The organism is Rhodococcus sp. P4_C10, from assembly GCF_056402135.1.
Genome location: NZ_JBFUHZ010000012.1, coordinates 84,122 through 107,957 on the forward strand (window position 1 = coordinate 84,122; position 23,836 = coordinate 107,957).

Here is a 23,836-nt window from a genome sequence, read left to right on the forward strand (position 1 = left end):
CGCGCGCGTCCGGAGCGGACACATCGGCAGCCCACACCGTCCCATCTGTAAGGACCATGACGTGCAGACCCACGAGATCCGCAGGCGATTCCTCGACCACTTCGTCAAGGCGGGTCACACCGAGGTGGCCAGCGCCTCCCTGATCTTCGACGACCCGAACCTGCTCTTCGTCAATGCCGGCATGGTGCAGTTCAAGCCGTTCTTCCTCGGCCAGCAGGCCCCGCCGTACCAGCGGGCGACGAGCGTGCAGAAGTGTGTGCGCACCGGTGACATCGAGGAGGTCGGCGTCACCACTCGGCACAACACCTTCTTCCAGATGGCGGGCAACTTCTCGTTCGGCGACTACTTCAAGGAGGGCGCCATCACGCTCGCCTGGGAGCTGATCACCAAGCCGCTGGACCAGGGCGGGTACGGAATCGACCCCGAGCGCATCTGGGTGACCGCCTACGAGAAGGATCCCGAGGCCGCGGAGATCTGGCGTCGCGTCGCCGGGATCCCGGAGGAGCGGATCCAGTTCCGCGACGGCAAGGACAACTACTGGGACATGGGCGTGCCCGGTCCGGGCGGCCCGTGCTCGGAGATCTACTACGACCGCGGCCCCGAGTTCGGCAAGGAGGGCGGTCCCGTCGTGGACGAGGACCGCTACCTCGAGATCTGGAACCTCGTGTTCATGCAGGACGTTCGCGGTGAGCTCAGCCCGAAGCTCGGTCACGCGCCGGTCGGCGTGCTCCCGAAGAAGAACATCGACACCGGCATGGGTGTCGAGCGGGTCGCGCTGGTCCTCCAGGGCGTCGACAACGTGTACGAGACCGACCTGGTGCGACCGGTCATCGCCAAGGCCGAGGAGCTCACCGGTCGCCCGTACGCAGCGGGCAGCCACGAGGACGACGTCCGCTTCCGCGTCATCGCCGACCACGCTCGCACCGCCGCGATGCTGATCGCCGACGGCGTCAATCCCGGCAACGACGGCCGCGGCTACGTGTTGCGCCGGCTGCTGCGCCGGATCGTGCGCTCGGCCAAGCTGCTCGGCGCCGAGCAGCCCAGCATGCGCGAGTTCATCACCGTCGTCCGCGACACCATGGCGCCGTCGTACCCGGTGCTCGACACCGACTTCGAGCGGATCCTCAACGTCGCCGTCGGCGAGGAGGCGGCGTTCCGTCGCACCCTGGTCTCCGGCGAGAAGCGGTTCGAGACCGCGGCGGACGAGGTCAGGAACGCCGGCCAGAAGGTCCTCGCCGGCGGCGAGGCATTCGCCCTGCACGACACCTACGGCTTCCCGATCGACCTGACCCTGGAGATGGCGGCGGAGGCCGGCCTGTCCGTCGACGAGGACGGCTTCCGGTCGCTGATGGCCGAGCAGCGTCAGCGCGCCAAGGACGACGCGCAGGCCCGCAAGCACGCGCACGCCGACCTCACCGTCTACAAGGAGTTCGTCGACCGCGGCGAGACCGAGTTCACCGGCTTCGCCGAGCTCACCACCGAGGCGTCCGTCCTCGCGCTGATCTCGGGCGGCGTCCGGGTGCCGGTGGCCACCGTCGGCCAGGAGGTCGAGGTCATCCTCGACCGCAGCCCGTTGTACGCGGAGTCCGGCGGCCAGATCGCGGACATCGGCGTCATCACGGCGCCGGGCCTCAGGGTCCGGGTGCGCGACGTGCAGAAGATCGCCAAGAAGCTGTGGGTGCACAAGGTCACCGTCGAGGAGGGCCAGCTCACCGAGGGCGACGCCGTCCTCGCGCAGGTCGACGCCAACTGGCGCGCCGGCGCCACCCAGGGCCACTCGGGCACCCACATGGTGCACGCCGCGCTGCGACAGGTGCTGGGCCCCAACGCCGTTCAGGCAGGCTCGCTGAACAAGCCGGGCTACCTGCGCTTCGACTTCTCCTGGCAGGGTCAGCTCTCGGAGGCACAGAAGCAGGACATCGAGGCGGTCGCCAACGAGGCCGTCGCCGCGAACCATCCGGTGAACACCTTCGTCACGGACCTGGACCGGGCCAAGGCGATGGGTGCGATGGCGATGTTCAGCGAGAACTACGGGGCCGAGGTCCGCGTCGTGGAGATCGGCGGCCCCTTCTCGATGGAGCTGTGCGGCGGCACCCATGTGGCGCACTCCTCGCAGATCGGGCCGGTCACCCTGCTCGGCGAGTCGTCCGTCGGCTCCGGCATCCGCCGCGTCGAGGCGTTCGTCGGGCTGGACTCGTACAAGTACCTGGCCAAGGAGCGGGCGTTGCTCGCGGGCGTCGCGACCGCGCTGAAGGTGCCCTCCGACGAGGTCCCCGGCCGCGTCGAGCAACTGGTCGAGCGGCTCAAGGTCGCCGAGAAGGAACTCGAGCAGACCAAGGCGGCCGCGGTGCTGGCCGGCGCCGGCGCGTTCGTCGAGCGGGCCGAGCGGATCGGCGGGCTGCTGCTGGTCGCCGAGGCGGCGCCGGAGGGCGTCGCGGGCAACGACCTGCGCACCCTCGCCACCGACGTCCGCGGCCGGTTCGGGACCGAGCCCGCCGTGGTGGTCCTGATCGGTTCCGCCGACGGCAAGGTGCCGTTCGTGGTGAGCGCCAACAAGGCCGCGCAGGACCTCGGCGTCAAGGCCGGAGACCTGGTGGCCGCGTTCGGACCGAGCATCGGCGGCCGCGGCGGCGGCAAGCGCGAGATGGCTCAGGGTTCGGGCAGCGACGCGTCGGGCATCCCCGCCGCGCTCTCGGCAGTGCGCGCCCGCGTCGCCGAGCTCGCGGGTTGAGTCGGGAGGACCAGGCCGCGGCCGATCAGCCCGGGGTCGACGACCCCGGGCGCGGCCGCCGCATCGCCGTCGATGTCGGCAGCGTCCGGATCGGCGTCGCGTCCAGTGATCCCGACGGCATTCTCGCCACGCCGGTGGAGACCGTGCCGCGGGCGAAGTCCAAGGCCGACAGGTCCGACATCGAGCGACTCGCGGCGATAGTCGAGGAATACGAGGCGGTCGAGGTTATTGTCGGTCTGCCGCAGACCCTCCGGGGGGAGCGCGGCAGTGCCGCGGGGCTGGCTTCGACATTCGCCGCCCAGCTCCGGGATCGGCTCGCGCCGGTGCCCGTGCGGATGACCGACGAGCGCTTCACGACGGTCACGGCGTCAAGGGCACTGCGGGAGAGCGGGGTCAAGGCCAAGGGCCAACGGTCGGTGATCGACCAGGCGGCGGCCGTCGCGATCCTGCAGGGATGGTTGGACCAGCGGAGCAGGGCTTTGCGTGCCGCGCAGGACCTGCACTCACAGACGGAGGATGGTCAGTGACCGACACCCGGTCGGGCGAGCCCCAGGTGTACAACAGCCGCGCAGAGGCGCGTCGCGCGCGCGAGGCAGCCAACCGCCGACGTCGCGGCAAGGGCCGGGCAGTGGTGGTGCTGGCGTCGCTGGTCGCCGTCGTGATGATCTGCGGCATAGGCTATTTCGGCGTCAAGAAGCTCTTCGGCGGCCCGGGCCTGCCGGCCGACTACGCCGTCGGCGAGGCCGGTCCCGAGGTGGTCGTCCAGGTGCATCCCGGCGACACTGCGCAGCAGATCGGTGCCGAGATGCTGGCCAAGGACGTGGTCAAGAGCAGCGACGCGTTCTACAACGCCGCGGTCCAGCATGGATCGATGACCTCGCTCCAGCCCGGCTTCTACTCCGTCGAGTCCCGACTGCCGGCCACCGCCGCCGTCACCGCCCTGGTGAACCCGGAGTCGCGGGTCGGCGCGCTGGTGATCTCCGAGGGTCGTCAGCTGCACGACACCCGGGACGTCACCACCGGAGCCACCAAGAATGGGATCTACACCCTGATCTCGAAGGCCAGCTGCCTGCCCGGCGGCGCCGCGCCGAAGTGCATCAGCGTCGCGGAGCTCGAGGCCGCGGGCGCCGACTCCGACCTCACCGCGCTCGGCGTGCCGGACTGGGCGGCGTCGCAGGTCCGCGACGTGCCGGACCGTAACCGGCAGCTCGAGGGCCTGATCGCCGCCGGCAGCTGGGACTTCGACCCCACCGGCAGCGCGACCGAGATCCTGCAGACCCTGGTCAGCGGGAGCGCCGAGAAGTACGAGTCCACCGGCATCAGGACGGCCGGTGCCGCGGTCGCGCTGCAGCCGTACCAGGTCCTCATCGCCGCATCGCTCGTCGAGCGTGAGTCGCTGCCCGAGGACTTCGGCAAGGTGGCCCGGGTGATCATCAACCGGCTCGCGGAGCCGCAGAAACTCGAGTTCGACTCCACGGTCAACTACGCCCTCGACACGACCGAGGTCGCGACCACCGACGCCGACCGCGCGCGGGTCACCCCGTGGAACACGTACGCCAAGGACGGGCTGCCCGCCACGCCGATCTCCTCGCCGAGCATCGCCGCGGTGCAGGCCGTCGAGACCGCGCCCGCGGGGGACTGGCTGTACTTCGTGACCATCGACAAGCAGGGCACCACGCTGTTCACCAAGGGCTACGACGAGCACCTGGCGAACATCGTGAAGGCCCAGGGCAGTGGGATTCTCGACAGTGGTCGCTGATTCGACATCCGAGGTGGGGAACCAGACCGGGCCGCGTCGGGCCGCGGTGCTGGGCAGCCCGATCACACACTCACGGTCCCCGCAGCTGCACCTGGCCGCGTACCGGGCGCTCGGCCTGACCGACTGGACCTACGACCGGATCGAGTGCACCGGCGAGCAGTTGCCGGGCCTGGTGGACGGACTCGGCCCCGAGTGGGTTGGGCTGTCGGTGACCATGCCCGGCAAGCTCGCGGCTCTCGAGTTCGCCACCGAGCGCACCGAGCGGGCCGTGCAGATCGGCTCCGCGAACACCCTGGTCCGGACCGCCGGCGGCTGGCGGGCGGACTGCACCGACGTCGACGGCGTCACCGGGGCCCTGGCCGAGGTCGGGGTGACCGACCTGACCGGGCGCACCGCGGTGGTCCTCGGGGCCGGCGGTACCGCCCGGCCGAGCCTGCGGGCGTTCGCCGACCTCGGCGCGACCGAGGCCGTGGTGGTGGCGCGGTCGGCCGAGCGGGCCGCCGAGACCCTCGACTGCGGGCGGGCAATGGGCCTGACCGTGCGGCACCAGGACTTCGAACTCGATGCGCTGACCCGGACCTGTGCGGGCGCCGCCGTGGTGGTCAGCACCATCCCGGCCGCCGCCGGCGCGGACCTCGCCTCGGCGGTCGCCGGTGTGCCGGTCCTGCTCGACGCGATCTACGACCCGTGGCCGACCCCGCTCGCCGCCGCCGTCGAGGCGGCCGGCGGCATCGTCGTCGACGGCCTGCGGATGCTGCTCAACCAGGCGTTCGGTCAGGTCGAGCAGTTCACCGGCCGGCCCGCTCCCCGCGAGGCGATGGCGGCCGTCGTCGCGCGCTGACCGTCAGCGGCAGCCGGGATCGAGCTGCACGGCGCCCGCCGAGAGCACGCTGAGGTAGGTGTTGAGGGCGTGGGCGCACCCCACGTTCCAGCGCGCCGACCCGAGTGAGTTGATCGCGTATCCGGCGGTCACGTGCTGGTAGTTGTCGTCGGGGTCGAGTGGGAAGTACGGCACCACGTCGACCTGGTTGTAGATCCGCCACGACACGCCGCTGAGCCCGCCGTACCGCGCCGCAAACGTGGCATCTCCCACCTTCGGTGAGGCAAACGTCCACGCCTGCGGGCGCAACGCGGTGTTCGCGGCGAGATCTGCGACAAGCAGGGTCGCCAACGCGCCGCCGAGGCTGTGACCACACACGACGACGGGTGATGCGGCGTCGAGCGTGGCGCCGAGACCGTCGGCGGCCGCCCGGGCGAGCGCGGACGCGAAACGGCCCGGCGCCGCGGGCGCGGACTGCCCGGGCGTCATGGTGCCGAAGGTGGCGTAGAGGTTGTGGAAGCCCTCCGCGACGCTCCCGCCGTTCGACACCTGCGTGAACGGCACCAGGTCCCAGTGCAGGTCGGCCCACCACTCCAGGGGTGACGCGGTGCCGCGCAGGGCGATCACCACGGTCTGGGGGTCGCCGCCGACGGCGACGTAGCCGTAGAACACCCGGTCCTGCAGCGGACCGACGACATCTGTCATCTGGATGGTTCGGACCAGGGTGTACCCCGCGGGCAGGTTCGCGACGGCCGCCGGATTGTCGTCGCGCGGGTGCAGGTGGAACTGGTCGTAGGCGGCCTGGACGAACGGGCCCCAGGTCACGGCGCTGGTGGGATCCATCTGCGGGCTCGTCATGTCCGTTCCTCGATTCCGCCGACCGGGTGGGGCCTGCCGCCCTGGTGGGAAGAATCTTCCTCCACAGGTCCCGAATCAATCCACAGGACAGGAGTATTCCCAGGTCGAGGACCCCGGCCTGAGTGTGGCGCCTGGCACGGTGAAACGCATGGACACCGGGTGGGGGCAGGGCGGGGCGGCGGTGGCGGCCCTCGTCACGATCGCCGGGACGGGTGTACTGGCCGCGCGCGCGGAGTCCTGGCCGATGTTCGCGGCGGGTTGTCTGCTGGTGTGGTGTGCGTGCCTGAGCGCCGTGGACATCGCGTCCCGACGGCTGCCGAACGCGCTGACCGTGCCCGGCGCCGCCGTCGTGCTGGTCTCGGCCACGGTCGCCGGGCAGGGGCGGGCCGCACTGGTCGGGGCGGCACTGTTGGCGGGGTTCTACCTCGCCGCGCACCTGGCAGTACCGACGGGGATGGGCGGCGGCGACGTGAAGCTCGCGCTCGGGCTCGGCGCAGTCACGGGGGCGGCCGGTGCGCAGGCCTGGGTCCTGGCGGCGCTCGGTGCGTTCGCGCTCACCGCGGCGGTCGGGGTGGTTCTGCTCGCATCGGGGCGCCGCGGACGCGCCGTGCCGCACGGGCCGTCGATGTGTCTGGCGACGCTCCTGGCGTTGGGTGTGACGGCGCTCGGGTAGCCGGTGTGCATTCGCCGAGGCCCGCCGTGGAAAGATGGGCGCCGTGCTGCGCTGGATAACTGCCGGAGAATCCCACGGTCCCGCCCTGGTCGCCCTCCTCGACGGAATGGTCGCCGGGGTCGAGGTCACCTCGGACGAGATTTCTGCCCAATTGGCCCGCCGCCGTCTCGGTTACGGCCGTGGCGCCCGGATGGCCTTCGAGGCCGACAAGGTCACCGTGCTCGGCGGCGTCCGCCACGGCCGGACCATGGGCGGCCCGATCGCCATCGAGGTCGGCAACACCGAGTGGCCCAAGTGGGAAACCGTGATGTCCTCGGACCCCGTCGACGAGGCGCTGCTCAAGGACCTCGCGCGCAACGCGCCGCTGACCCGGCCGCGGCCCGGCCACGCCGACTACTCCGGCATGCTCAAGTACGGCTTCGACGACGCCCGCCCGGTGCTCGAGCGCGCCAGCGCCCGCGAGACCGCGGCCCGCGTCGCCGCCGGCACCGTCGCGCGGCAGTTCCTGCGCGAGGCCCTCGGCGTCGAGGTCTTCTCGCACGTCGTCTCCATCGGCACCGCGGCCCGGTCCGCGGATGCGCCGCTGCCGGTCGCCGCCGACCTGGCCGCCATCGACGCCAGCCCAGTGCGGGCGTTCGGCAGTGATGCCGAGGCGGCGATGATCGCCGAGATCGAGGCCGCCAAGCGCGAGGGCGACACCCTCGGCGGCGTCGTCGAGGTGATCGTCGAGGGACTGCCCGTCGGCCTCGGCTCCTTCGTCAGCGGCGAGAACCGGCTCGACTCGCGCCTGGCCGCCGCGCTCATGGGCATCCAGGCGATCAAGGGCGTCGAGGTCGGCGACGGCTTCGAGACCTCCCGCCGCCGCGGCAGCGCCGCGCACGACGAGATGCGTCCCGGCCCCGACGGGGTGCTGCGTTCGACGAACCGCGCCGGCGGGCTCGAGGGCGGCATGACCAACGGCGAGGCCCTGCGGGTGCGGGCGGCGATGAAGCCGATCTCCACGGTGCCGCGCGCGCTGGCGACGGTGGACATGTCCACCGGCGAGGAGGCCGTGGCAATCCACCAGCGCAGCGACGTGTGCGCCGTGCCCGCCGCCGGCGTCGTCGCGGAGTCGATGGTCGCGCTGGTCGTCGCGCAGGCCGCGCTCGAGAAGTTCGGCGGCGACTCGCTGACCGAGACCGTCCGCAACGTCGAGGGCTACCTGGCCGCAGTGCAGGAGCGTCTCGCGAGGTGACCGCCGGTCGTGAGTCCCGATGAGTCCCGTCGCGGTGCTGGTCGGGCCGCCGGGAGCGGGTAAGTCCACGATCGGTCGCCGGCTCGCCCGGGCACTCGACGTGGACGTCTTCGACACCGACGTCGCGATCGAGGAGGAGACCGGACGCACCATCCCGGACATCTTCGCGAAGGACGGCGAACCGGTGTTCCGGGCGCTCGAGGAGGACATGGTCCGGCGGGCGCTGCTCGAGCAGGACGGCATCGTCTCGCTCGGCGGCGGCGCAATCCTGTCCGCCGCCACCCGCGCCCGACTGGTCGGGCATACGGTGGTGTACCTGGAGATCAGCATCTCCGAGGGGCTCAAGCGCACCGGCACCAACGACTCCCGGCCCCTGCTCAACGGGGGAGACCCGCGCCAGAAGTACCGGGACCTGATGCGTCGCCGGCGCCCGCTCTACCGTGAGGTGTCGACGATCCGGGTGCGCACCGACAGTCGCAGCCCCGCGCGGGTGGTGCAGCAGATCCTCACGAAGCTGGGGTAGAGAACGTGACAGACAACGAGCAGGCCCTGCGCACAGAAGCGGAGAACAGCACAGTGACCGAACCGGTACGTGTCGAGGTCAAGACGGCGAGCCCCTACCCGGTGATCATCGGGCGCGGACTGCTCGGTGAACTCGTCGACGAGTTGATCGGCACCCGCACGGTGGCGATCTTCCACCAGCCGCCGCTGGCGCAGACCGCCGAGGCCGTGCGCGCCGCGCTCGCCGCGAAGGGCATCGACGCGCACCGCGTCGAGATCCCCGACGCCGAGGACGGCAAGGACCTGAAGGTCGCGGAGTTCTGCTGGGACGTCCTCGGACGCATCGGCCTGACCCGCAGCGACGCCGTCGTCAGCCTCGGCGGCGGCGCCGCCACCGACCTCGCCGGCTTCGTCGCCGCGACCTGGATGCGCGGCGTCCGGATCGTGCACGTGCCGACCACCCTGCTGGCGATGGTCGACGCGGCCGTCGGCGGCAAGACCGGGATCAACACCGACGCCGGCAAGAACCTGGTCGGCTCCTTCCACGAGCCGTCCGCCGTGCTGGTGGACCTCGCGACGCTCGAGACGGTGCCGCGCAACGAGATCGTCGCGGGCATGGCCGAGGTCATCAAGACCGGCTTCATCGCGGACCCGGTGATCCTCGACCTGATCGAGGCCGACCCCGAGGCCGCGCTCGACCCCACCGGCACCGTGCTGCCCGAACTGATCCGACGCTCGATCGAGGTCAAGGCCCGTGTGGTGGCGGCCGACCTGCGCGAGTCCGACCTGCGCGAGATCCTCAACTACGGCCACACCCTCGGCCACGCCATCGAGCGTCGCGAGAAGTACCGCTGGCGGCACGGCGCGGCCGTGTCGGTGGGCCTGGTGTTCGCCGCCGAACTGGGTCGCCTGGCGGGTCGCCTCGACGACGCCACCGCGGACCGGCACCGCAGCGTGCTCACCGCCGTGGGCCTGCCCACCGGCTACGACGCCGATGCGTTCGCGGACCTGGTCAAGGGCATGCAGACGGACAAGAAGAACCGTGCCGGGATGCTCCGCTTCGTGGTGCTCGACGGCCTGGCCAAGCCCGGCCGCCTCGAGGGCCCGGACCCGTCGCTGCTGGCCGCCGCCTACTCCGCCGTCGCCCGTGAGGGTGACGCCGCGGGCAGGGGGACGGTGCTGCTGTGAGGATCCAGGTGATCAACGGGCCCAACCTCGGCCGGCTCGGAAAGCGCCAGCCCGAGGTGTACGGCGCGACCACCTACGCCGACCTGGTCGCGCTGTGCGAGCGGTCCGCGGCCGAACTCGGTGTCGAGGTGCAGGTTCGGCAGAGCGACAGCGAGGCCGAGCTGCTCGGCTGGATCCATGCGGCCGCGGACGCGGGGGAGCCGGTGGTGCTCAACGCCGGCGCGCTCACCCACACCTCGATTGCCCTGCGGGACGCCTGCGCGGAGCTGGAGGCCGGACTGGTCGAGGTGCACATCTCGAACGTGCACGCCCGCGAGGAGTTCCGTCACCAGTCGTACCTGAGCGCGATCGCGACCGGCGTGATCGTGGGGTGCGGCGTCGCCGGATATCCGTTGGCGCTGAGGTTCCTCGCGGAGCGTTAGCGGCTTCTCGCCGAGCGGTGGCGCTACCTCACCGAGCTGTTCACACACTCGTGGGGGGGGGGGGGGGGGGGGGGGGGGGGGGGGTCCTGGATCGCGGGGAAGACGACGGTGTCGTCGGACTGCGGCTGCACGGCCCGGAAGACCTCGGTGTCCGCGGACGGGTCGCTGTAGCCGCCCTCGGGGTAGGCGTTCTGCTGGTAGTACCCGCCCTGCGCGTTGGGGTCCTGGGCGTCGGGGTACTGGCCGTTCGGGACCTGCTCGCCGGCGCCGTGCTCGTACGTCCAGTCGGACTCGGCGTAGCCCTCCTCGGCGTAGGCGACGGTCTCGGAGCCCGCGTCGATGTAATCGTCGTTGTACGCGGACTCGGCCGCACCCGTGGCGCCGACCGCGACCGGGGCGGCGACGGACTTCTTCGCGTCGCGCCGGACGATGAGGCGGCCGATGGCGCCGCCGAGGGTCGCGGGGATGAAGACGAGCAGCACCGTGAAGGCCGCGCCGGAGGTCAGTTCGAAGAACAGCGAGTTCTCGCCGAGGGCGATGTCGCTGACCATGCCCACCACCCAGACGACCGCGCCCGCGAGCAGGCCGGCGAGGACGGAGGCCTTGAGCCACATCATGGTGAGGTCGGCGCCCTCGTCCTCACCCGGGTACGCACGCGCGTCACGGATGCCGTCGAGGCCACCCCAGATCAGCGCCGCGAGAATCACCACGACGATGCTGACCCACCGCAGTGAGGTGCCGTGCAGGGGCCATTCGGTGACGGCGATTCCGAGCAGTACACGTGTCACCACGTGCACAAACGCCATCCCGAGTCCACGAAGAAGCCACGAGTTCATGCCGACAGCGTAACGACCGTCACGACAGGTCTGTGTCCTAACCCACAGCGACCGCTCCGGGTGACGCTCGTGACGGGTTCCGCTGCCGTAGGTTGGGGCCATGTCCTCCGCCGATCACGAGTCCCGCCGGGCCGCGTTGCGCGCGCAGATTCGCGACCGCGGCCTCGACGCGATGCTCGTCACCGACCTGCTCAACATCCGGTACCTGACCGGCTTCACCGGGTCCAGCGCCGCGCTGGTCGTCGACGCCCGGGACTCCGCCGATTCCGAGGACCGGACCGTGATCTGCACCGACGGCCGGTACCTGACGCAGGTGGCGGCGCAGGTGCCGGACCTGCCCTCGCTGATAGACCGGGCCGGCGCCGCGGCGTTGGTGCGCGGGCTGTCCGCCGCACCGGTCTCCCGGGTCGGTTTCGAGTCCCACGTGGTGACGGTCGACAACCTGTCCGGCTGGCAGTCGGCGGCGCCGGACCTCGAGTTCGTCCGGACCCCCGGCACGGTCGAACAGCTGCGAATGGTCAAGGACGAGCACGAGATCGGGTTGCTGCGCCGGGCCTGCGCGGTCGCGGACCTGGCACTGGCGGTGCTGGTCGAACGCGGGGGGCTGCGGCCCGGTCGCACCGAGCGGGAGGTCGGGCGGGAGCTGGAGTTCCTGATGCTCGAGCACGGCGCCGACGGCATCTCGTTCGAGACCATCGTCGCGGCCGGGGCGAATTCGGCGGTCCCGCACCACCGGCCCACCGCCGCGGTGCTCGCGACCGGCGACTTCGTCAAGCTCGACTTCGGTGCGCAGGTCGGCGGCTACCACTCCGACATGACGCGGACCTACGTGCTGGGCGTCGCGGCGGACTGGCAGCGCGAGGTGTACGACCTCGTCGCGAGTTCACAGGCGGCGGGCCGCGCCGCCCTGGCACCCGGTGTCGAGGTGTCGGCCGTCGACGCCGCGGCGCGGTCGGTGATCGCCGACGCGGGTCACGGGGAGCTGTTCCTGCACGGTCTCGGGCACGGGGTGGGGCTGGAGATCCACGAAGCACCGGGGATCGGAGCGCTCGGCACCGGTACACTCCTTTGCGGTGCGGTGGTGACCGTCGAGCCGGGTGTGTACTTCTCCGGGCGCGGTGGCGTCAGGATCGAGGACACGCTCGTCGTTCGCGAGCAGGAGCCGGAGCTCCTCACTCTCACCAGCAAGGATTTCGTCATCGTCTGAAGGAGACGCGAAGTAAGTGGCAGATACCAGTGATTTCAAGAACGGGCTCGTGCTGAAGATCGAGGGTCAGCTGTGGCAGATCATCGAGTTCCAGCACGTCAAGCCCGGCAAGGGCCCGGCCTTCGTGCGCACCAAGCTCAAGAACGTGCTCTCCGGCAAGAACGTCGACAAGACCTTCAACGCCGGCGTGAAGGTCGAGACGGCGACCGTCGACCGCCGCGACATGACGTACCTGTACCACGACGGTAGCGACTACGTCTTCATGGACGGCGACACCTACGACCAGATCTCGATCAGCGAGGCGACGGTCGGGGACCAGGCCCGATTCCTGCTCGAGAACATGCATGTCCAGGTCGCCACGCACGAGGACGCGCCGCTGTTCGTCGAGCTGCCCGTCACCGTCGAGCTGCTCGTCAAGCACACCGACCCGGGTCTGCAGGGCGACCGCTCCACCGGTGGTACCAAGCCCGCCATCCTCGAGACCGACGCCGAGGTGCAGGTCCCGCTGTTCGTCAACACCGGCGACAAGCTGAAGATCGACTCGCGTGACGGCAACTACCTGGGTCGCGTGAATTCGTAGCGTGTCGAGCAGTCACAAGAAGTTCGGCGCCCGGCACAAGGCCCGCAAGCGCGCCGTCGACTTCCTCTTCGAGGCCGAGGCCCGCGACGTCGACCCGGTGGCCCTGGCCTCCGAGCGGACGACGATGGCCACCCGCGACGAGACCGTCGCGCCGGTCAGCCCGTACACCGTCACCGTGGTGACCGGGGTGGCGGAGAACCTGGACCGCCTGGACCGGGTCATCGCCGACCACCTGCAGGACTGGACGCTGGAGCGGTTGCCCGCGGTGGACCGGGCGATCCTGCGGATCGCGGTGTGGGAGCTCTTCCACGCCACGGACGTGCCGCCCGTCGTCGCGGTGGACGAGGCGGTGGAGCTCGCGAAGGAGCTCTCCACCGACGACTCGCCCGCGTTCGTCAACGGCGTGCTCGGACAGGTGGTGCTCGTCGCGCCTCAGGTGCGGGCGGCGGCCGCCGCCACCGCGCAGTCGGCGCGGCCCGCCGAACCGGAGTCGGACCCGGTTTCGGCCTCCGGCGACGAGGCCTGAGGAAGACCGTGCAGACACGAACGCTGCGGACCGATCGAGAATCGGTCCGCGGCGTTCGTCGTCTCCGCCGCCCGCCGGCCGGTGTGGCTGAGCACACCCGGCGCCGCTGCCGTCCCGGTGGTCGCGCGCTGATACGCTCGACGACGTCAGACATCCTTTAACGACCCGTCCCGAGAGGCGGAGAAGGAGGTCCAGTTTGCTCTCCCCAGAGCCGTCCTCCGCCGAGTCACCGGCGACCAGGGAGCTGTTGTCTCCCGCCGACGTGGGCCGCACGATCGCCCGTATCGCGCACCAGATCATCGAGAAGACCGCGCTCGACGCTGAGACCGACCCGCCCCGCGTGGTGTTGATCGGCATCCCGACGCGCGGCACCACCCTGGCGACCAGGCTGGCGAACAAGATCGAGGAGTTCTCGGGGGTCCGCCCGCCGACCGGCTCGCTCGACATCACCCTCTACCGCGACGACCTGCGGACGAAGCCGCACCGTCCGCTCGAGCGCACCTCCGTGCCCGACGGCGGCGTCGACAACGCGCTGGTGGTGCTCGTCGACGACGTGCTGTTCTCCGGACGCACCGTGCGCGCGGCCCTCGACGGGTTGCGCGACCTCGGCCGGCCCAAGGCCGTGCAGCTCGCCGTCCTGGTGGACCGCGGGCACCGCGAACTGCCGCTGCGGGCGGACTACGTCGGCAAGAACGTGCCCACCGCGCGCACCGAGGACGTAAAGGTGCAGCTCGTGGAGCATGACGGCGTTGACAGCGTCACGCTCAGCGGCGGCGTCCAGGCGGCGCCGGGCGACGGGGCAAACGGGGGAGCGGGCAAGTGAAGCATCTTCTCTCGGTCTCGGACCTCACGGTCGAGACCGCCACCGGGCTGCTCGACGAGGCCGAACGGTTCGAGCAGGCGCTGCTCGGCCGCGAGGTCCGCAAGCTGCCGACGCTCCGGGGTCGCACCGTCATGACGGTCTTCTTCGAGAACTCCACCCGCACCCGGGTCTCGTTCGAGGTGGCCGGCAAGTGGATGAGCGCCGACGTGATCAACGTCAGCGCCTCGAGTTCCTCGGTCTCCAAGGGCGAGTCGCTGCGGGACACCGCGATGACGCTGCGGGCGGCCGGCGCGGACGCGCTGATCGTGCGCCACCCCGCCTCCGGTGCCGCGCACCGGATCGCCGAGTGGACCGCGGACGGGGACGACGGCCCGGCCGTGATCAACGCCGGCGACGGCACCCACGAGCACCCCACCCAGGCGCTGCTCGACGCGCTGACCCTGCGTCAGCGACTCGGCTCGATCGAGGGCAAGCGCGTCGTGATCGTCGGCGACATCCTGCACAGCCGCGTCGCACGCAGCAACGCCTTCCTGCTCTCGCTGCTGGGCGCCGAGGTGGTGCTGGTCGCGCCGCCGACGCTGCTGCCGATCGGCGTCTCCACCTGGCCGGTGACGGTCTCGCACTCGCTCGACGCGGAACTGCCCGGCGCCGACGCGGTGCTGATGCTGCGCGTGCAGGCCGAGCGGATGAACGGCGGGTTCTTCCCGTCGCAGCGCGAGTACTCGATCACTTACGGGCTCTCGGAGAAGCGGCTCGCGATGCTCCCCGAGCATGCCGTGGTGCTGCACCCCGGTCCGATGCTGCGCGGCATGGAGATCGCCTCCGCCGTCGCGGATTCACCGAAAACTGCTGTGCTGCAGCAGGTCACGAACGGAGTTCACATTCGCATGGCGGTCCTGTTCGGGTTGTTGGTCGGTACCGAGGGGGCAGCGCTGTGACCGGTGAGGCCAGAAACACTTCCCGAGGCTTCGCCCGCGGCGGGGTCCTGATCCGCGGCGCCCGCCTGTACGGCGAGGGCGAGCCGCAGGACGTGCTGGTCGGCGACGGCGAGATCCTCGCGATCGGCGCCGGACTCGACGTGCCCGAGGGCGCGGAGGTCGTCGTGGCCGACGGCCAGGTGCTGCTGCCCGGCTTCGTGGACCTGCACACCCACCTGCGTGAGCCCGGCCGCGAGGACACCGAGACCATCGAGTCCGGGTCCGCAGCCGCCGCGCTCGGCGGCTATACCGCGGTGTTCGCGATGGCGAACACCAGCCCCGTCGCGGACTCCGTGGTCATCACCGACCACGTGTGGCGACGCGGGCAGGAGGTCGGCCTGGTCGACGTGCACCCGGTCGGTGCCGTGACCGTCGGGCTCGAGGGCAAGCAGCTCGCCGAGATGGCGACCATGGCGGCGGGCATCGGCAAGGTCAAGATGTTCTCCGACGACGGCCACTGCGTGGACGACCCGCTGATCATGCGTCGCGCACTCGAGTACTCCAGCTCGCTCGGGGTGCTCATCGCGCAGCACGCGGAAGAGCCGCGCCTGACCGTCGGCGCCGTCGCGCACGAGGGCCCGACCGCGGCCCGGCTCGGACTGGCCGGCTGGCCGCGCGCCGCCGAGGAGTCGATCGTGGCCCGCGACGCGCTGCTGGCCCGCGACGCCGGCGCCCGCGTGCACATCTGCCACGCGTCGACCGCCGGCACCGTCGAGCTGATGAAGTGGGCGCGCGGGCAGGGCATCTCTATCACCGCCGAGGTCACCCCGCACCACCTGCTGCTCGACGACTCGCGGCTCGAGACGTACGACGCGGTGAACAAGGTGAACCCGCCGCTGCGTGAGCGCAGCGACGTCGAGGCGCTGCGCAAGGGCCTGGCCGAGGGCGTCATCGACTGCGTCGCCACCGACCACGCGCCGCACGCCGAGCAGGACAAGTGCTGCGAGTTCTCGGCGGCCCGGCCCGGCATGCTCGGCCTGGAGACGGCGCTGGCGATCGTCGCGCAGACGATGGTCGAGCCCGGCCTGCTGGACTGGCGCGGCGTGGCCAAGGTGATGAGCGAGCGGCCCGCCGAGATCGTCGGGCTGACCGACCAGGGCCGGCCGATCGCGGTCGGCGAGCCGGCGAACCTGACGCTCGTCGACCCGCAGCGGGAGTGGACGGTGCGGGGGCCGGAACTTGCGTCCATCGCCGCGAACACCCCGTTCGAGGCGATGACCTTCGCCGCCCGCGTGACCACCACCCTGCTGCGCGGCCGGGTCACCGTCCGGGACGGGCTGGTACAGCGATGAGCATGGACCGGCTGCTGCTGACCCTCGGATTCGTGGTGTTCTGGGTGGTCATGGTGGCGCTGATGTACTGGGGTTGGAAGGGCCGTGCCCGCCGCCAGCAGGACCGGATCGGCGTGCTGCCGGAGCCGCCCGCCGAACTGGGCGCCCGGCTGATCGAACCGAGCAGCGGACTGTACGTCGGCAGCACGCTGGCGCCGAGCTGGCAGGACCGGATCGCGGTCGGCGACCTCGGCTACCGCGCGACCGGAGACCTGTCCCGCTACGAGGCGGGTGTGCTGCTCGAACGCGACGGCGCGTCGGCGATCTGGATCCCGCAGGACTCGATCCGCGCGATCCGAACCGAGCGCGGGCTCGCGGGCAAGGTCATGAGCAAGGACGGAGTGCTGGTGATCCGGTGGGAGTTGCCCACCGGGACCGAGATCGACACCGGCTTCCGTGGAGACGACAAGAGTGTGTACCCGGCCTGGGTGAACGAAGAGAACGCCTCATGAGCGTTGAACGGAGAGAACGCGTGAGCAATTCGGCAGCGGTCCTGGTCCTCGAGGACGGCAGGGTCTTCCGCGGCAGCACCTTCGGTGCGGTCGGGCAGACCCTGGGCGAGGCGGTCTTCAGCACCGGTATGACCGGTTACCAGGAGACCCTCACCGATCCCAGCTACCACCGCCAGATCGTGGTGTCCACGGCGCCGCAGATCGGCAACACCGGCTGGAACGACGAGGACGACGAGTCCGTCGGCCCCACCGGCGACGCCGCCGGCGCCAAGATCTGGGTGGCCGGCTACGTCGTCCGGGACCCCTCCCGCGTCACCTCGAGCTGGCGGGCGACGGGTTCGCTGCAGGCCAAGCTCGAGGAGCAGGGGATCGTCGGCATCGCCGGCATCGACACCCGGGCCCTGGTGCGGCACCTGCGTACCCGCGGTTCCATGAAGGCCGGCGTCTTCTCCGGCGACGCCCTGGCGGCGGACGACATCATGGTGGACCGGGTCCGGCAGCAGCCGACCATGCTCGGCGCGGACCTCGCGGGTGAGGTCAGCACCACCAGCGGCTACATCGTCGAGCCCACCGGCGGTGACGCCCGGTTCACGGTCGCCGCGATCGACCTCGGCATCAAGACCAACACCCCGCGGATGTTCGCCGAGCGTGGCATTCGGGTACACGTGCTGCCGTCCAACGCGACGCTCGAGCAGATCCTCGACCTCGAGGCCGACGGGGTGTTCCTGTCCAACGGACCGGGCGACCCGGCCACCGCCGACGGCGCGGTGCACCTGACCAAGGAGGTGCTCGGCCAGGGCCTGCCGCTGTTCGGCATCTGCTTCGGCAACCAGATCCTCGGCCGCGCACTCGGCATGGAGACCTACAAGATGAAGTTCGGTCACCGGGGCATCAACATCCCGGTCATCGAGCACCACACCGGTCGCATCGCGATCACCGCGCAGAACCACGGGTTCGCCCTCGAGGGTGAGGCCGGACAGGAGTTCGACACCCCCTTCGGCCGGGCCGTGGTCAGCCACACCTGCGCCAACGACGGGGCCGTGGAGGGCGTCCGGCTGCTCGACGACTCCGCCTTCTCCGTCCAGTACCACCCCGAGGCCGCCGCAGGCCCGCACGACGCCGCATACCTCTTCGACCGTTTCACCGGCTTGCTCGAGGCTCGCTCGACCAAGAAAGGCAGCAAGTAATGCCACGCCGCACAGATCTCAAGCACATCCTGGTGATCGGCTCCGGGCCGATCGTGATCGGCCAGGCCTGTGAGTTCGACTACTCGGGCACCCAGGCCTGCCGCGTGCTGCGCGAGGAGGGCCTGCGCGTGAGCCTGGTCAACTCCAACCCGGCCACCATCATGACCGACCCGGAGTTCGCCGACGCCACCTACGTCGAGCCGATCACCGCCGAGTTCGTCGAGAAGGTCATCGCGCTCGAGGCGGCCAAGGGTCACCCGATCGACGCGGTGCTCGCCACCCTCGGCGGCCAGACCGCGCTGAACACCGCGGTCGCGCTGCACGAGCAGGGCATCCTCGAGAAGTACGACGTCGAGCTGATCGGCGCCGACTTCGACGCCATCCAGCGCGGCGAGGACCGGCAGAAGTTTAAGGACATCGTCGCCAAGGTCGGCGGCGAGTCCGCGAAGTCCGCCGTCTGCTACACGATGGACGAGGTGCACGCCACGGTCGCCGAACTCGGCTACCCGGTGGTCGTGCGCCCCTCGTTCACCATGGGCGGCCTCGGCTCGGGCATGGCGTACAACGAGGAGGACCTGAACCGGATCGCCGGTGGCGGCCTGGCCGCGTCGCCGACCGCGAACGTCCTGATCGAGGAGTCCATCCTCGGTTGGAAGGAGTACGAGCTCGAGCTGATGCGCGACGGCCGCGACAACGTCGTGATCGTCTGCTCCATCGAGAACGTCGACCCGGTCGGTGTGCACACCGGCGACTCGGTCACCGTCGCCCCGGCGATGACGCTGACCGACCGCGAGTACCAGGCCATGCGCGACCTCTCCATCGACATCCTGCGTGAGGTGGGCGTCGACACCGGCGGCTGCAACATCCAGTTCGCGATGGACCCGACGGACGGCCGCCTGGTCGTCATCGAGATGAACCCGCGGGTCTCGCGCTCGTCGGCGCTGGCGTCGAAGGCGACCGGCTACCCGATCGCGAAGATGGCCGCCAAGCTGGCAATCGGCTACACGCTCGACGAGATCGTCAACGACATCACCAAGGAGACGCCGGCCTGCTTCGAGCCGACGCTCGACTATGTCGTCGTCAAGGCGCCGCGGTTCGCCTTCGAGAAGTTCCCCGGCGCCGACGGCACGCTCACCACCACGATGAAGTCCGTGGGCGAGGCGATGAGCATCGGCCGCAACTTCACCGAGGCCTTCGGCAAGGTGATGCGCTCGCTCGAGACCAAGCGCGCGGGCTACTGGACCGGCCCCGAGGTGGAGGCCACCGACCTGGAGTCGCTGCTCGCCGACCTGAGCGTTCCGCAGGACGGCCGGATGTACGGCATCGAGAAGGCCTTTGCCCTCGGCGCCACCGTCGAGCAGCTCTTCGAGGCCACCAAGATCGATCCGTGGTTCCTCGACCAGATGCTCCAGATCCACGAGCTGGGCAACGAGATCCGCGAGGCGGCGGCGTTCGACGAGAAGCTGCTGCGCCAGGCGAAGTACCACGGCCTGTCCGACCGGCAGATCGCCGCGCTGCGCCCCGAACTCGGCGACGAGGACGGCGTCCGCGCCCTGCGTGACGAGCTGAAGGTGCACCCGGTCTACAAGACGGTCGACACCTGCGCGGCCGAGTTCGAGGCCAAGACGCCGTACCACTACTCCACGTACGAGCTCGACCCCGAGGCAGAGTCCGAGGTGGCGCCGCAGACCGAGCGTCCCAAGGTGCTGATCCTCGGGTCCGGCCCGAACCGCATCGGCCAGGGCATCGAGTTCGACTACTCCTGCGTGCACGCGGCGCTGACGCTGTCCGAGGCCGGCTACGAGACCGTCATGGTCAACTGCAACCCCGAGACCGTCTCCACCGACTACGACACGGCGGACCGTCTGTACTTCGAGCCGCTGACGTTCGAGGACGTGCTCGAGGTGTACCGCGCGGAGTCGATCTCCGGCACGGTCGCGGGCGTCATCGTCCAGCTCGGCGGCCAGACGCCGCTGGGCCTGGCGAAGCGGCTCAAGGCGGCGGGCGTCCCGATCGTGGGCACCAGCCCCGAGGCCATCGACCTGGCGGAGGACCGCGGCGAGTTCGGCCGGGTGCTCACCGAGGCCGGCCTGCCCGCGCCGAAGTTCGGCACCGCCACCACCTTCGACGGTGCCCGCGAGATCGCGGCCGGCATCGGCTACCCGGTGCTGGTGCGCCCGTCCTACGTGCTCGGTGGTCGCGGCATGGAGATCGTGTACGACGAGAAGTCGTTGCAGGACTACATCTCTCGTGCCACCGAGATCTCCGACGACCGGCCGGTGCTGGTCGACCGGTTCCTGGAGGACGCGGTCGAGATCGACGTCGACGCACTGTGCGACGGCACCGAGGTGTACCTCGGCGGCGTGATGGAGCACATCGAGGAGGCCGGCATCCACTCCGGCGACTCGGCCTGCGCGCTGCCGCCGATCACCCTGGGCCGGGCGGACCTGGAGAACGTGCGCCGGTCCACCGAGGCGCTGGCGAAGGGCATCGGCGTCAAGGGCCTGCTCAACGTCCAGTACGCGCTCAAGGACGACATCCTCTACGTGCTCGAGGCGAACCCGCGGGCCAGCCGGACCGTGCCGTTCGTCTCCAAGGCGACCGCGGTGCAGCTGGCCAAGGCCTGCGCCCGCGTCATGCTGGGCGAGTCCATCGCGGACCTGCGGGCGAGCGGTGTGCTGCCCGCTACGGGCGACGGGGGCAACACCCCGGCCGGCGCGCCGATCGCGGTCAAGGAGGCGGTGCTGCCGTTCAACCGTTTCCGCAAGGCGGACGGCACCGGCGTCGACACCCTGCTCAGCCCCGAGATGAAGTCGACGGGCGAGGTCATGGGCATCGACTCCGACTTCGGCACCGCGTTCGCCAAGAGCCAGACCGCGGCGTACGGCTCGCTGCCGACGTCGGGTTCGGTGTTCGTGTCGGTGGCCAACAAGGACAAGCGGTCGCTGATCTTCCCGGTGAAGCGGCTCGCCGACCTCGGGTTCACCATCCTGGCCACCGAGGGCACCGCGGACGTGCTGCGCCGCAACGGCATCGCGTGCGAGCAGGTCTACAAGCAGTCGGGTGAGGACCACCCGGAGGGCGCGCAGACCATCGTCGACCAGATCCGGGCCGGCGAGATCGACATGGTGATCAACACCCCGTACGGCAACTCGGGCCCCCGTGTGGACGGCTACGAGATCCGCAGCGCGGCGGTGGCGGCGACCATCCCGTGCATCACCACCGTCCAGGGCGCCTCCGCGGCGGTGCAGGGCATCGAGGCCGCCATCCGTGGCGACATCGGGGTGCAGTCCCTGCAGGACCTGCACGCGACGCTGCGCGAGCCGGCAGCGCGGTCATGAGCCACGGCCACAGTTGGGGTCACCGGCTCCGATCCGCGATCGGAGCCCGGGGCCGGCTGTGCGTGGGCATCGACCCGCACCCGTCGCTGTTGCAGGCGTGGGGGCTGCCGGAGACCGCGGAGGGCGTCGAGGCGTTCTCCGAGATCTGCGTGGAGGCCTTCGTCGGGGAGGTGGCCCTGGTGAAGCCTCAGGTCGCGTTCTTCGAGGCCTACGGCTCCGCCGGCTATGCCGTGCTCGAGCGCACCATCTCGGTGGTGCGCTCGGCGGGCACGCTGGTGGTCGCTGACGCGAAGCGTGGCGACATCGGCTCGACCATGGCCGCCTACGCGCAGTCCTGGCTCGGCGACGGCTCTCCGTTGGCCTCGGACGCCGTCACGGCGTCGCCCTACCTCGGCTTCGGGTCGCTCGACCCGGCGCTGACGCTGGCGTCGGAGACGGGGCGGGGGGTGTTCGTGCTGGCGCGCACCTCCAACCCGGAGGGCGGGCGCCTGCAGGGTGCCCGGTTGTCCGAAACGTCGGGTTCCGGCGCCCCGGACGGCGAGGTTTCCGCAGTCCAGGCGGTGTCTGTGGCACAGTCGGTGGTGGACGACGCGGTCGCGCACAACCGTGATGGCCGGGACACGGTCGGCCTGGTCGTGGGTGCGACACGCGGGCACGGATTGGATTTGTCGGAGTTTTCCGGTCCGATCCTGGCGCCCGGGCTGGGCGCGCAGGGTGCCACTGTGGCCGATCTCGCAGAGATATTCTATGATTCACGAGAGTTGTTGTTGCCCAACACTTCTCGTGATGTACTTCGTCACGGTCCCTCAGTTTCGGCGCTGCGTGCGGCGGCGGAACGGGTCCGCGACGAGGTCGAGGCCGGACTCGCATAGCTGACGAGATTCGCCACCGGAGTCCGGGGGCGAGTTAGCAATCGTGGCGAAGCGTGAGTACGGTCGCTATCGCCGCTGGTTATCCAGTGGTTGAACACTATTTGCACACTACGAGACGGAGGAACCGTGGCCCTTCCCCAGTTGACTGATGAGCAGCGCGCCGCTGCTTTGGAGAAGGCGGCTGCCGCCCGTAAGGCCAGGGCTGAGCTCAAGGAGCGCCTCAAGCGCGGCGGCACCGACCTGAAGCAGGTCCTCAAGGACGCCGAAGAGAACGAGATTCTCGGCAAGATGAAGGTGTCCGCCCTGCTCGAGGCCCTCCCCAAGGTGGGCAAGGTCAAGGCGCAGGAGATCATGACCGAGCTGGAGATCGCCCCGACGCGCCGTCTGCGCGGACTCGGCGATCGTCAGCGCAAGGCCCTGCTGACCAGGTTCGATTTCGAGGCCTGAGAACAAACGTGGTGGCTGACGCAGAACAGGTGTCAGACAGCAGCAAGACCACCTCGGTGAATGTGGCCGGGGACAGTGCAGTGCAGAGGGGTCGGCTGGTAGTTCTGGCCGGCCCCTCCGCCGTAGGCAAGTCGAGCGTGGTGCGCAAGCTCCACGAACGCATGCCGGAACTGGTCTTCAGCGTGTCTGCCACGACAAGAGACCCTCGCCCCGGCGAGGTGGACGGCAAGGACTACCGGTTCGTCACGGCGGCCGAGTTCGAGCGGATGATCGAAGCGGGCGAACTGCTCGAGTGGGCGGACATCCACGGCGGGTTGCAGCGTTCGGGCACCCCGGCGGCCCCGGTGGAGGCGGCCCTCGAGGCCGGCCATCCGGTGCTGGTGGAGGTGGACCTGGTCGGCGCCCGCGCGGTGCGCGCTGCGATGCCGGAGGCGGTCCTCGCCTTCATGGCGCCCCCGAGCTGGGAGGAGCTGGTGTCCCGGCTCACCTCGCGGGGCACCGAGTCGGCAGAGGTTGTGGCCCGCCGCCTGGAGACCGCGAAGGTCGAACTGGCGGCCAAGGACGAGTTCGACACGGTCATCGTGAACGAGGATGTCGATCGTGCTTGCGAGGAGTTGGTATCCTTGTTGGCTGGTGGTCAGCGGTAGCCGACCGCCGTCGTATTTCGCCGTACCGACTTGTACCCAGCTCTGACCTCCAGTCAGTCCTGACTAGTACACAAAGCTTGACCCAGCGCCGACCAATTTCAGGAGATACGCACATGAGTGCCACTCAGACAGCCGCGTCCGAAGCCGATCGCCACGGCGTGCCGGCGTACGACACCCCGCTCGGTATCACCAACCCGCCGATCGACGAGCTGCTCGAGCGCACCTCCTCGAAGTACGCGCTGGTCATCTACTCGGCCAAGCGGGCCCGTCAGATCAACGACTACTACAACCAGCTCGGTGACGGCATCCTCGAGTACGTCGGCCCGCTCGTCGAGCCCGGCCTGCAGGAGAAGCCGCTCTCCATCGCGCTGCGCGAGATCCACGCCGATCTGCTCGAGCACACCGAAGGCGAGTGACCGCCGGC

The 23,836-nt window shown here is 70.4% G+C and carries 23 protein-coding genes and 1 pseudogene; 22 read left to right on the forward strand and 2 right to left on the reverse strand.

Features of this window, described 5'->3' with window-relative positions; genetic code table 11:
* The first annotated feature begins 61 nt into the window (after positions 1 to 61).
* From alaS to AC1DWC_RS11220, 4 genes and pseudogenes are all read left to right on the forward strand, one after another.
* Complete coding sequence (gene alaS, locus AC1DWC_RS11205) at positions 62 to 2,731, forward strand: alanine--tRNA ligase (RefSeq protein ID WP_477908033.1); 2,670 nt, start codon at positions 62 to 64, stop codon at positions 2,729 to 2,731.
* A complete protein-coding gene (gene ruvX, locus AC1DWC_RS11210) occupies positions 2,728 to 3,258 on the forward strand; it encodes a Holliday junction resolvase RuvX (protein ID WP_072843834.1) in 531 nt (176 codons plus the stop codon). Before alaS ends, ruvX begins: the two co-directional genes overlap by 4 nt.
* Before the next feature lie 35 nt (positions 3,259 to 3,293).
* Positions 3,294 to 4,490 (forward strand): annotated as a pseudogene (locus tag AC1DWC_RS11215) (endolytic transglycosylase MltG); the annotation flags it as partial.
* Between the two features lie 13 nt (positions 4,491 to 4,503).
* Complete coding sequence (locus AC1DWC_RS11220) at positions 4,504 to 5,331, forward strand: shikimate dehydrogenase (RefSeq protein WP_477908036.1); 828 nt, start codon at positions 4,504 to 4,506, stop codon at positions 5,329 to 5,331.
* Between the two features lie 3 nt (positions 5,332 to 5,334).
* On the opposite strand, the gene AC1DWC_RS11225 is transcribed toward AC1DWC_RS11220, so the two are convergent.
* A complete protein-coding gene (locus tag AC1DWC_RS11225; protein WP_477908038.1) occupies positions 5,335 to 6,168 on the reverse strand; it encodes a lipase family protein in 834 nt (277 codons plus the stop codon).
* A 244-nt stretch (positions 6,169 to 6,412) separates the two neighbouring features.
* On the opposite strand from AC1DWC_RS11225, the gene AC1DWC_RS11230 reads away from it, so the two are divergent.
* The 5 genes from AC1DWC_RS11230 to aroQ are packed head-to-tail and all read left to right on the forward strand — an operon-like array spanning position 6,413 to position 10,186.
* The gene (locus AC1DWC_RS11230; RefSeq protein WP_477908085.1) at positions 6,413 to 6,841 is read left to right on the forward strand and encodes a prepilin peptidase; all 429 of its coding nucleotides are present in this window, start codon (positions 6,413 to 6,415) and stop codon (positions 6,839 to 6,841) included.
* A gap of 34 nt (positions 6,842 to 6,875) precedes the next feature.
* A complete protein-coding gene (gene aroC / locus AC1DWC_RS11235; protein WP_174556678.1) occupies positions 6,876 to 8,075 on the forward strand; it encodes a chorismate synthase in 1,200 nt (399 codons plus the stop codon).
* 19 nt (positions 8,076 to 8,094) lie between these two features.
* Positions 8,095 to 8,598, forward strand: coding sequence for a shikimate kinase (locus AC1DWC_RS11240; RefSeq protein ID WP_477908040.1), 504 nt, complete (start codon positions 8,095 to 8,097; stop codon positions 8,596 to 8,598).
* 53 nt (positions 8,599 to 8,651) lie between these two features.
* Positions 8,652 to 9,764, forward strand: coding sequence for a 3-dehydroquinate synthase (gene aroB, locus AC1DWC_RS11245; RefSeq protein WP_072843829.1), 1,113 nt, complete (start codon positions 8,652 to 8,654; stop codon positions 9,762 to 9,764).
* Positions 9,761 to 10,186 carry a type II 3-dehydroquinate dehydratase gene (gene aroQ, locus AC1DWC_RS11250; RefSeq protein WP_477839374.1) on the forward strand — a complete coding sequence of 142 codons (426 nt, stop codon included), beginning with the start codon at positions 9,761 to 9,763 and terminating at the stop codon, positions 10,184 to 10,186. The genes aroB and aroQ overlap by 4 nt, the downstream gene beginning before the upstream one ends.
* 23 nt (positions 10,187 to 10,209) lie before the next feature.
* Here the strand turns inward: aroQ and AC1DWC_RS11255 are convergent, their stop codons facing one another.
* Positions 10,210 to 11,022: a B-4DMT family transporter gene (locus tag AC1DWC_RS11255; RefSeq protein WP_477908042.1), complete on the reverse strand. Its 813-nt coding sequence runs from the start codon at positions 11,020 to 11,022 to the stop codon at positions 10,210 to 10,212.
* Positions 11,023 to 11,122: 100 nt separating this feature from the next.
* Between AC1DWC_RS11255 and AC1DWC_RS11260 the strand changes: the two genes are divergently transcribed.
* The 13 genes from AC1DWC_RS11260 to rpoZ all read left to right on the forward strand — a co-directional run bounded on the left by AC1DWC_RS11260 (position 11,123) and on the right by rpoZ (position 23,828).
* Positions 11,123 to 12,229, forward strand: coding sequence for a M24 family metallopeptidase (locus AC1DWC_RS11260; RefSeq protein WP_477908044.1), 1,107 nt, complete (start codon positions 11,123 to 11,125; stop codon positions 12,227 to 12,229).
* Between the two features lie 16 nt (positions 12,230 to 12,245).
* Positions 12,246 to 12,809 carry an elongation factor P gene (efp, locus tag AC1DWC_RS11265; protein ID WP_477908046.1) on the forward strand — a complete coding sequence of 188 codons (564 nt, stop codon included), beginning with the start codon at positions 12,246 to 12,248 and terminating at the stop codon, positions 12,807 to 12,809.
* 1 nt (position 12,810) lies between these two features.
* Positions 12,811 to 13,335, forward strand: a complete 525-nt coding sequence (gene nusB, locus AC1DWC_RS11270) for a transcription antitermination factor NusB (RefSeq protein WP_072846871.1) — start codon at positions 12,811 to 12,813, stop codon at positions 13,333 to 13,335.
* A 196-nt stretch (positions 13,336 to 13,531) separates the two neighbouring features.
* Entirely contained in the window at positions 13,532 to 14,158 is a 627-nt protein-coding gene (gene pyrR, locus AC1DWC_RS11275) for a bifunctional pyr operon transcriptional regulator/uracil phosphoribosyltransferase PyrR (protein ID WP_072846872.1), read from the forward strand.
* Positions 14,155 to 15,096, forward strand: coding sequence for an aspartate carbamoyltransferase catalytic subunit (locus AC1DWC_RS11280; RefSeq protein ID WP_477908048.1), 942 nt, complete (start codon positions 14,155 to 14,157; stop codon positions 15,094 to 15,096). Before pyrR ends, AC1DWC_RS11280 begins: the two co-directional genes overlap by 4 nt.
* Positions 15,093 to 16,427 (forward strand): dihydroorotase, encoded by a 1,335-nt coding sequence (locus AC1DWC_RS11285; RefSeq protein WP_477908050.1) that lies wholly within the window; start codon positions 15,093 to 15,095, stop codon positions 16,425 to 16,427. The genes AC1DWC_RS11280 and AC1DWC_RS11285 overlap by 4 nt, the downstream gene beginning before the upstream one ends.
* 2 nt (positions 16,428 to 16,429) lie before the next feature.
* On the forward strand, positions 16,430 to 16,918 hold the full coding sequence (locus AC1DWC_RS11290) for a PH-like domain-containing protein (protein WP_477839429.1): 489 nt from the start codon (positions 16,430 to 16,432) through the stop codon (positions 16,916 to 16,918).
* Between the two features lie 20 nt (positions 16,919 to 16,938).
* A complete protein-coding gene (carA, locus tag AC1DWC_RS11295) occupies positions 16,939 to 18,105 on the forward strand; it encodes a glutamine-hydrolyzing carbamoyl-phosphate synthase small subunit (protein ID WP_477908052.1) in 1,167 nt (388 codons plus the stop codon).
* Positions 18,105 to 21,446, forward strand: a complete 3,342-nt coding sequence (carB, locus tag AC1DWC_RS11300) for a carbamoyl-phosphate synthase large subunit (protein ID WP_477908054.1) — start codon at positions 18,105 to 18,107, stop codon at positions 21,444 to 21,446. Before carA ends, carB begins: the two co-directional genes overlap by 1 nt.
* A complete protein-coding gene (pyrF, locus tag AC1DWC_RS11305) occupies positions 21,443 to 22,318 on the forward strand; it encodes an orotidine-5'-phosphate decarboxylase (RefSeq protein ID WP_477908056.1) in 876 nt (291 codons plus the stop codon). The genes carB and pyrF overlap by 4 nt, the downstream gene beginning before the upstream one ends.
* A gap of 126 nt (positions 22,319 to 22,444) precedes the next feature.
* Positions 22,445 to 22,765 (forward strand): integration host factor, actinobacterial type, encoded by a 321-nt coding sequence (mihF, locus tag AC1DWC_RS11310; protein WP_072846879.1) that lies wholly within the window; start codon positions 22,445 to 22,447, stop codon positions 22,763 to 22,765.
* 62 nt (positions 22,766 to 22,827) lie between these two features.
* Positions 22,828 to 23,412 (forward strand): guanylate kinase, encoded by a 585-nt coding sequence (gmk, locus tag AC1DWC_RS11315; protein ID WP_477839427.1) that lies wholly within the window; start codon positions 22,828 to 22,830, stop codon positions 23,410 to 23,412.
* Positions 23,413 to 23,525: 113 nt separating this feature from the next.
* Complete coding sequence (gene rpoZ, locus AC1DWC_RS11320; protein WP_072846880.1) at positions 23,526 to 23,828, forward strand: DNA-directed RNA polymerase subunit omega; 303 nt, start codon at positions 23,526 to 23,528, stop codon at positions 23,826 to 23,828.
* Positions 23,829 to 23,836: the final 8 nt, after the last annotated feature.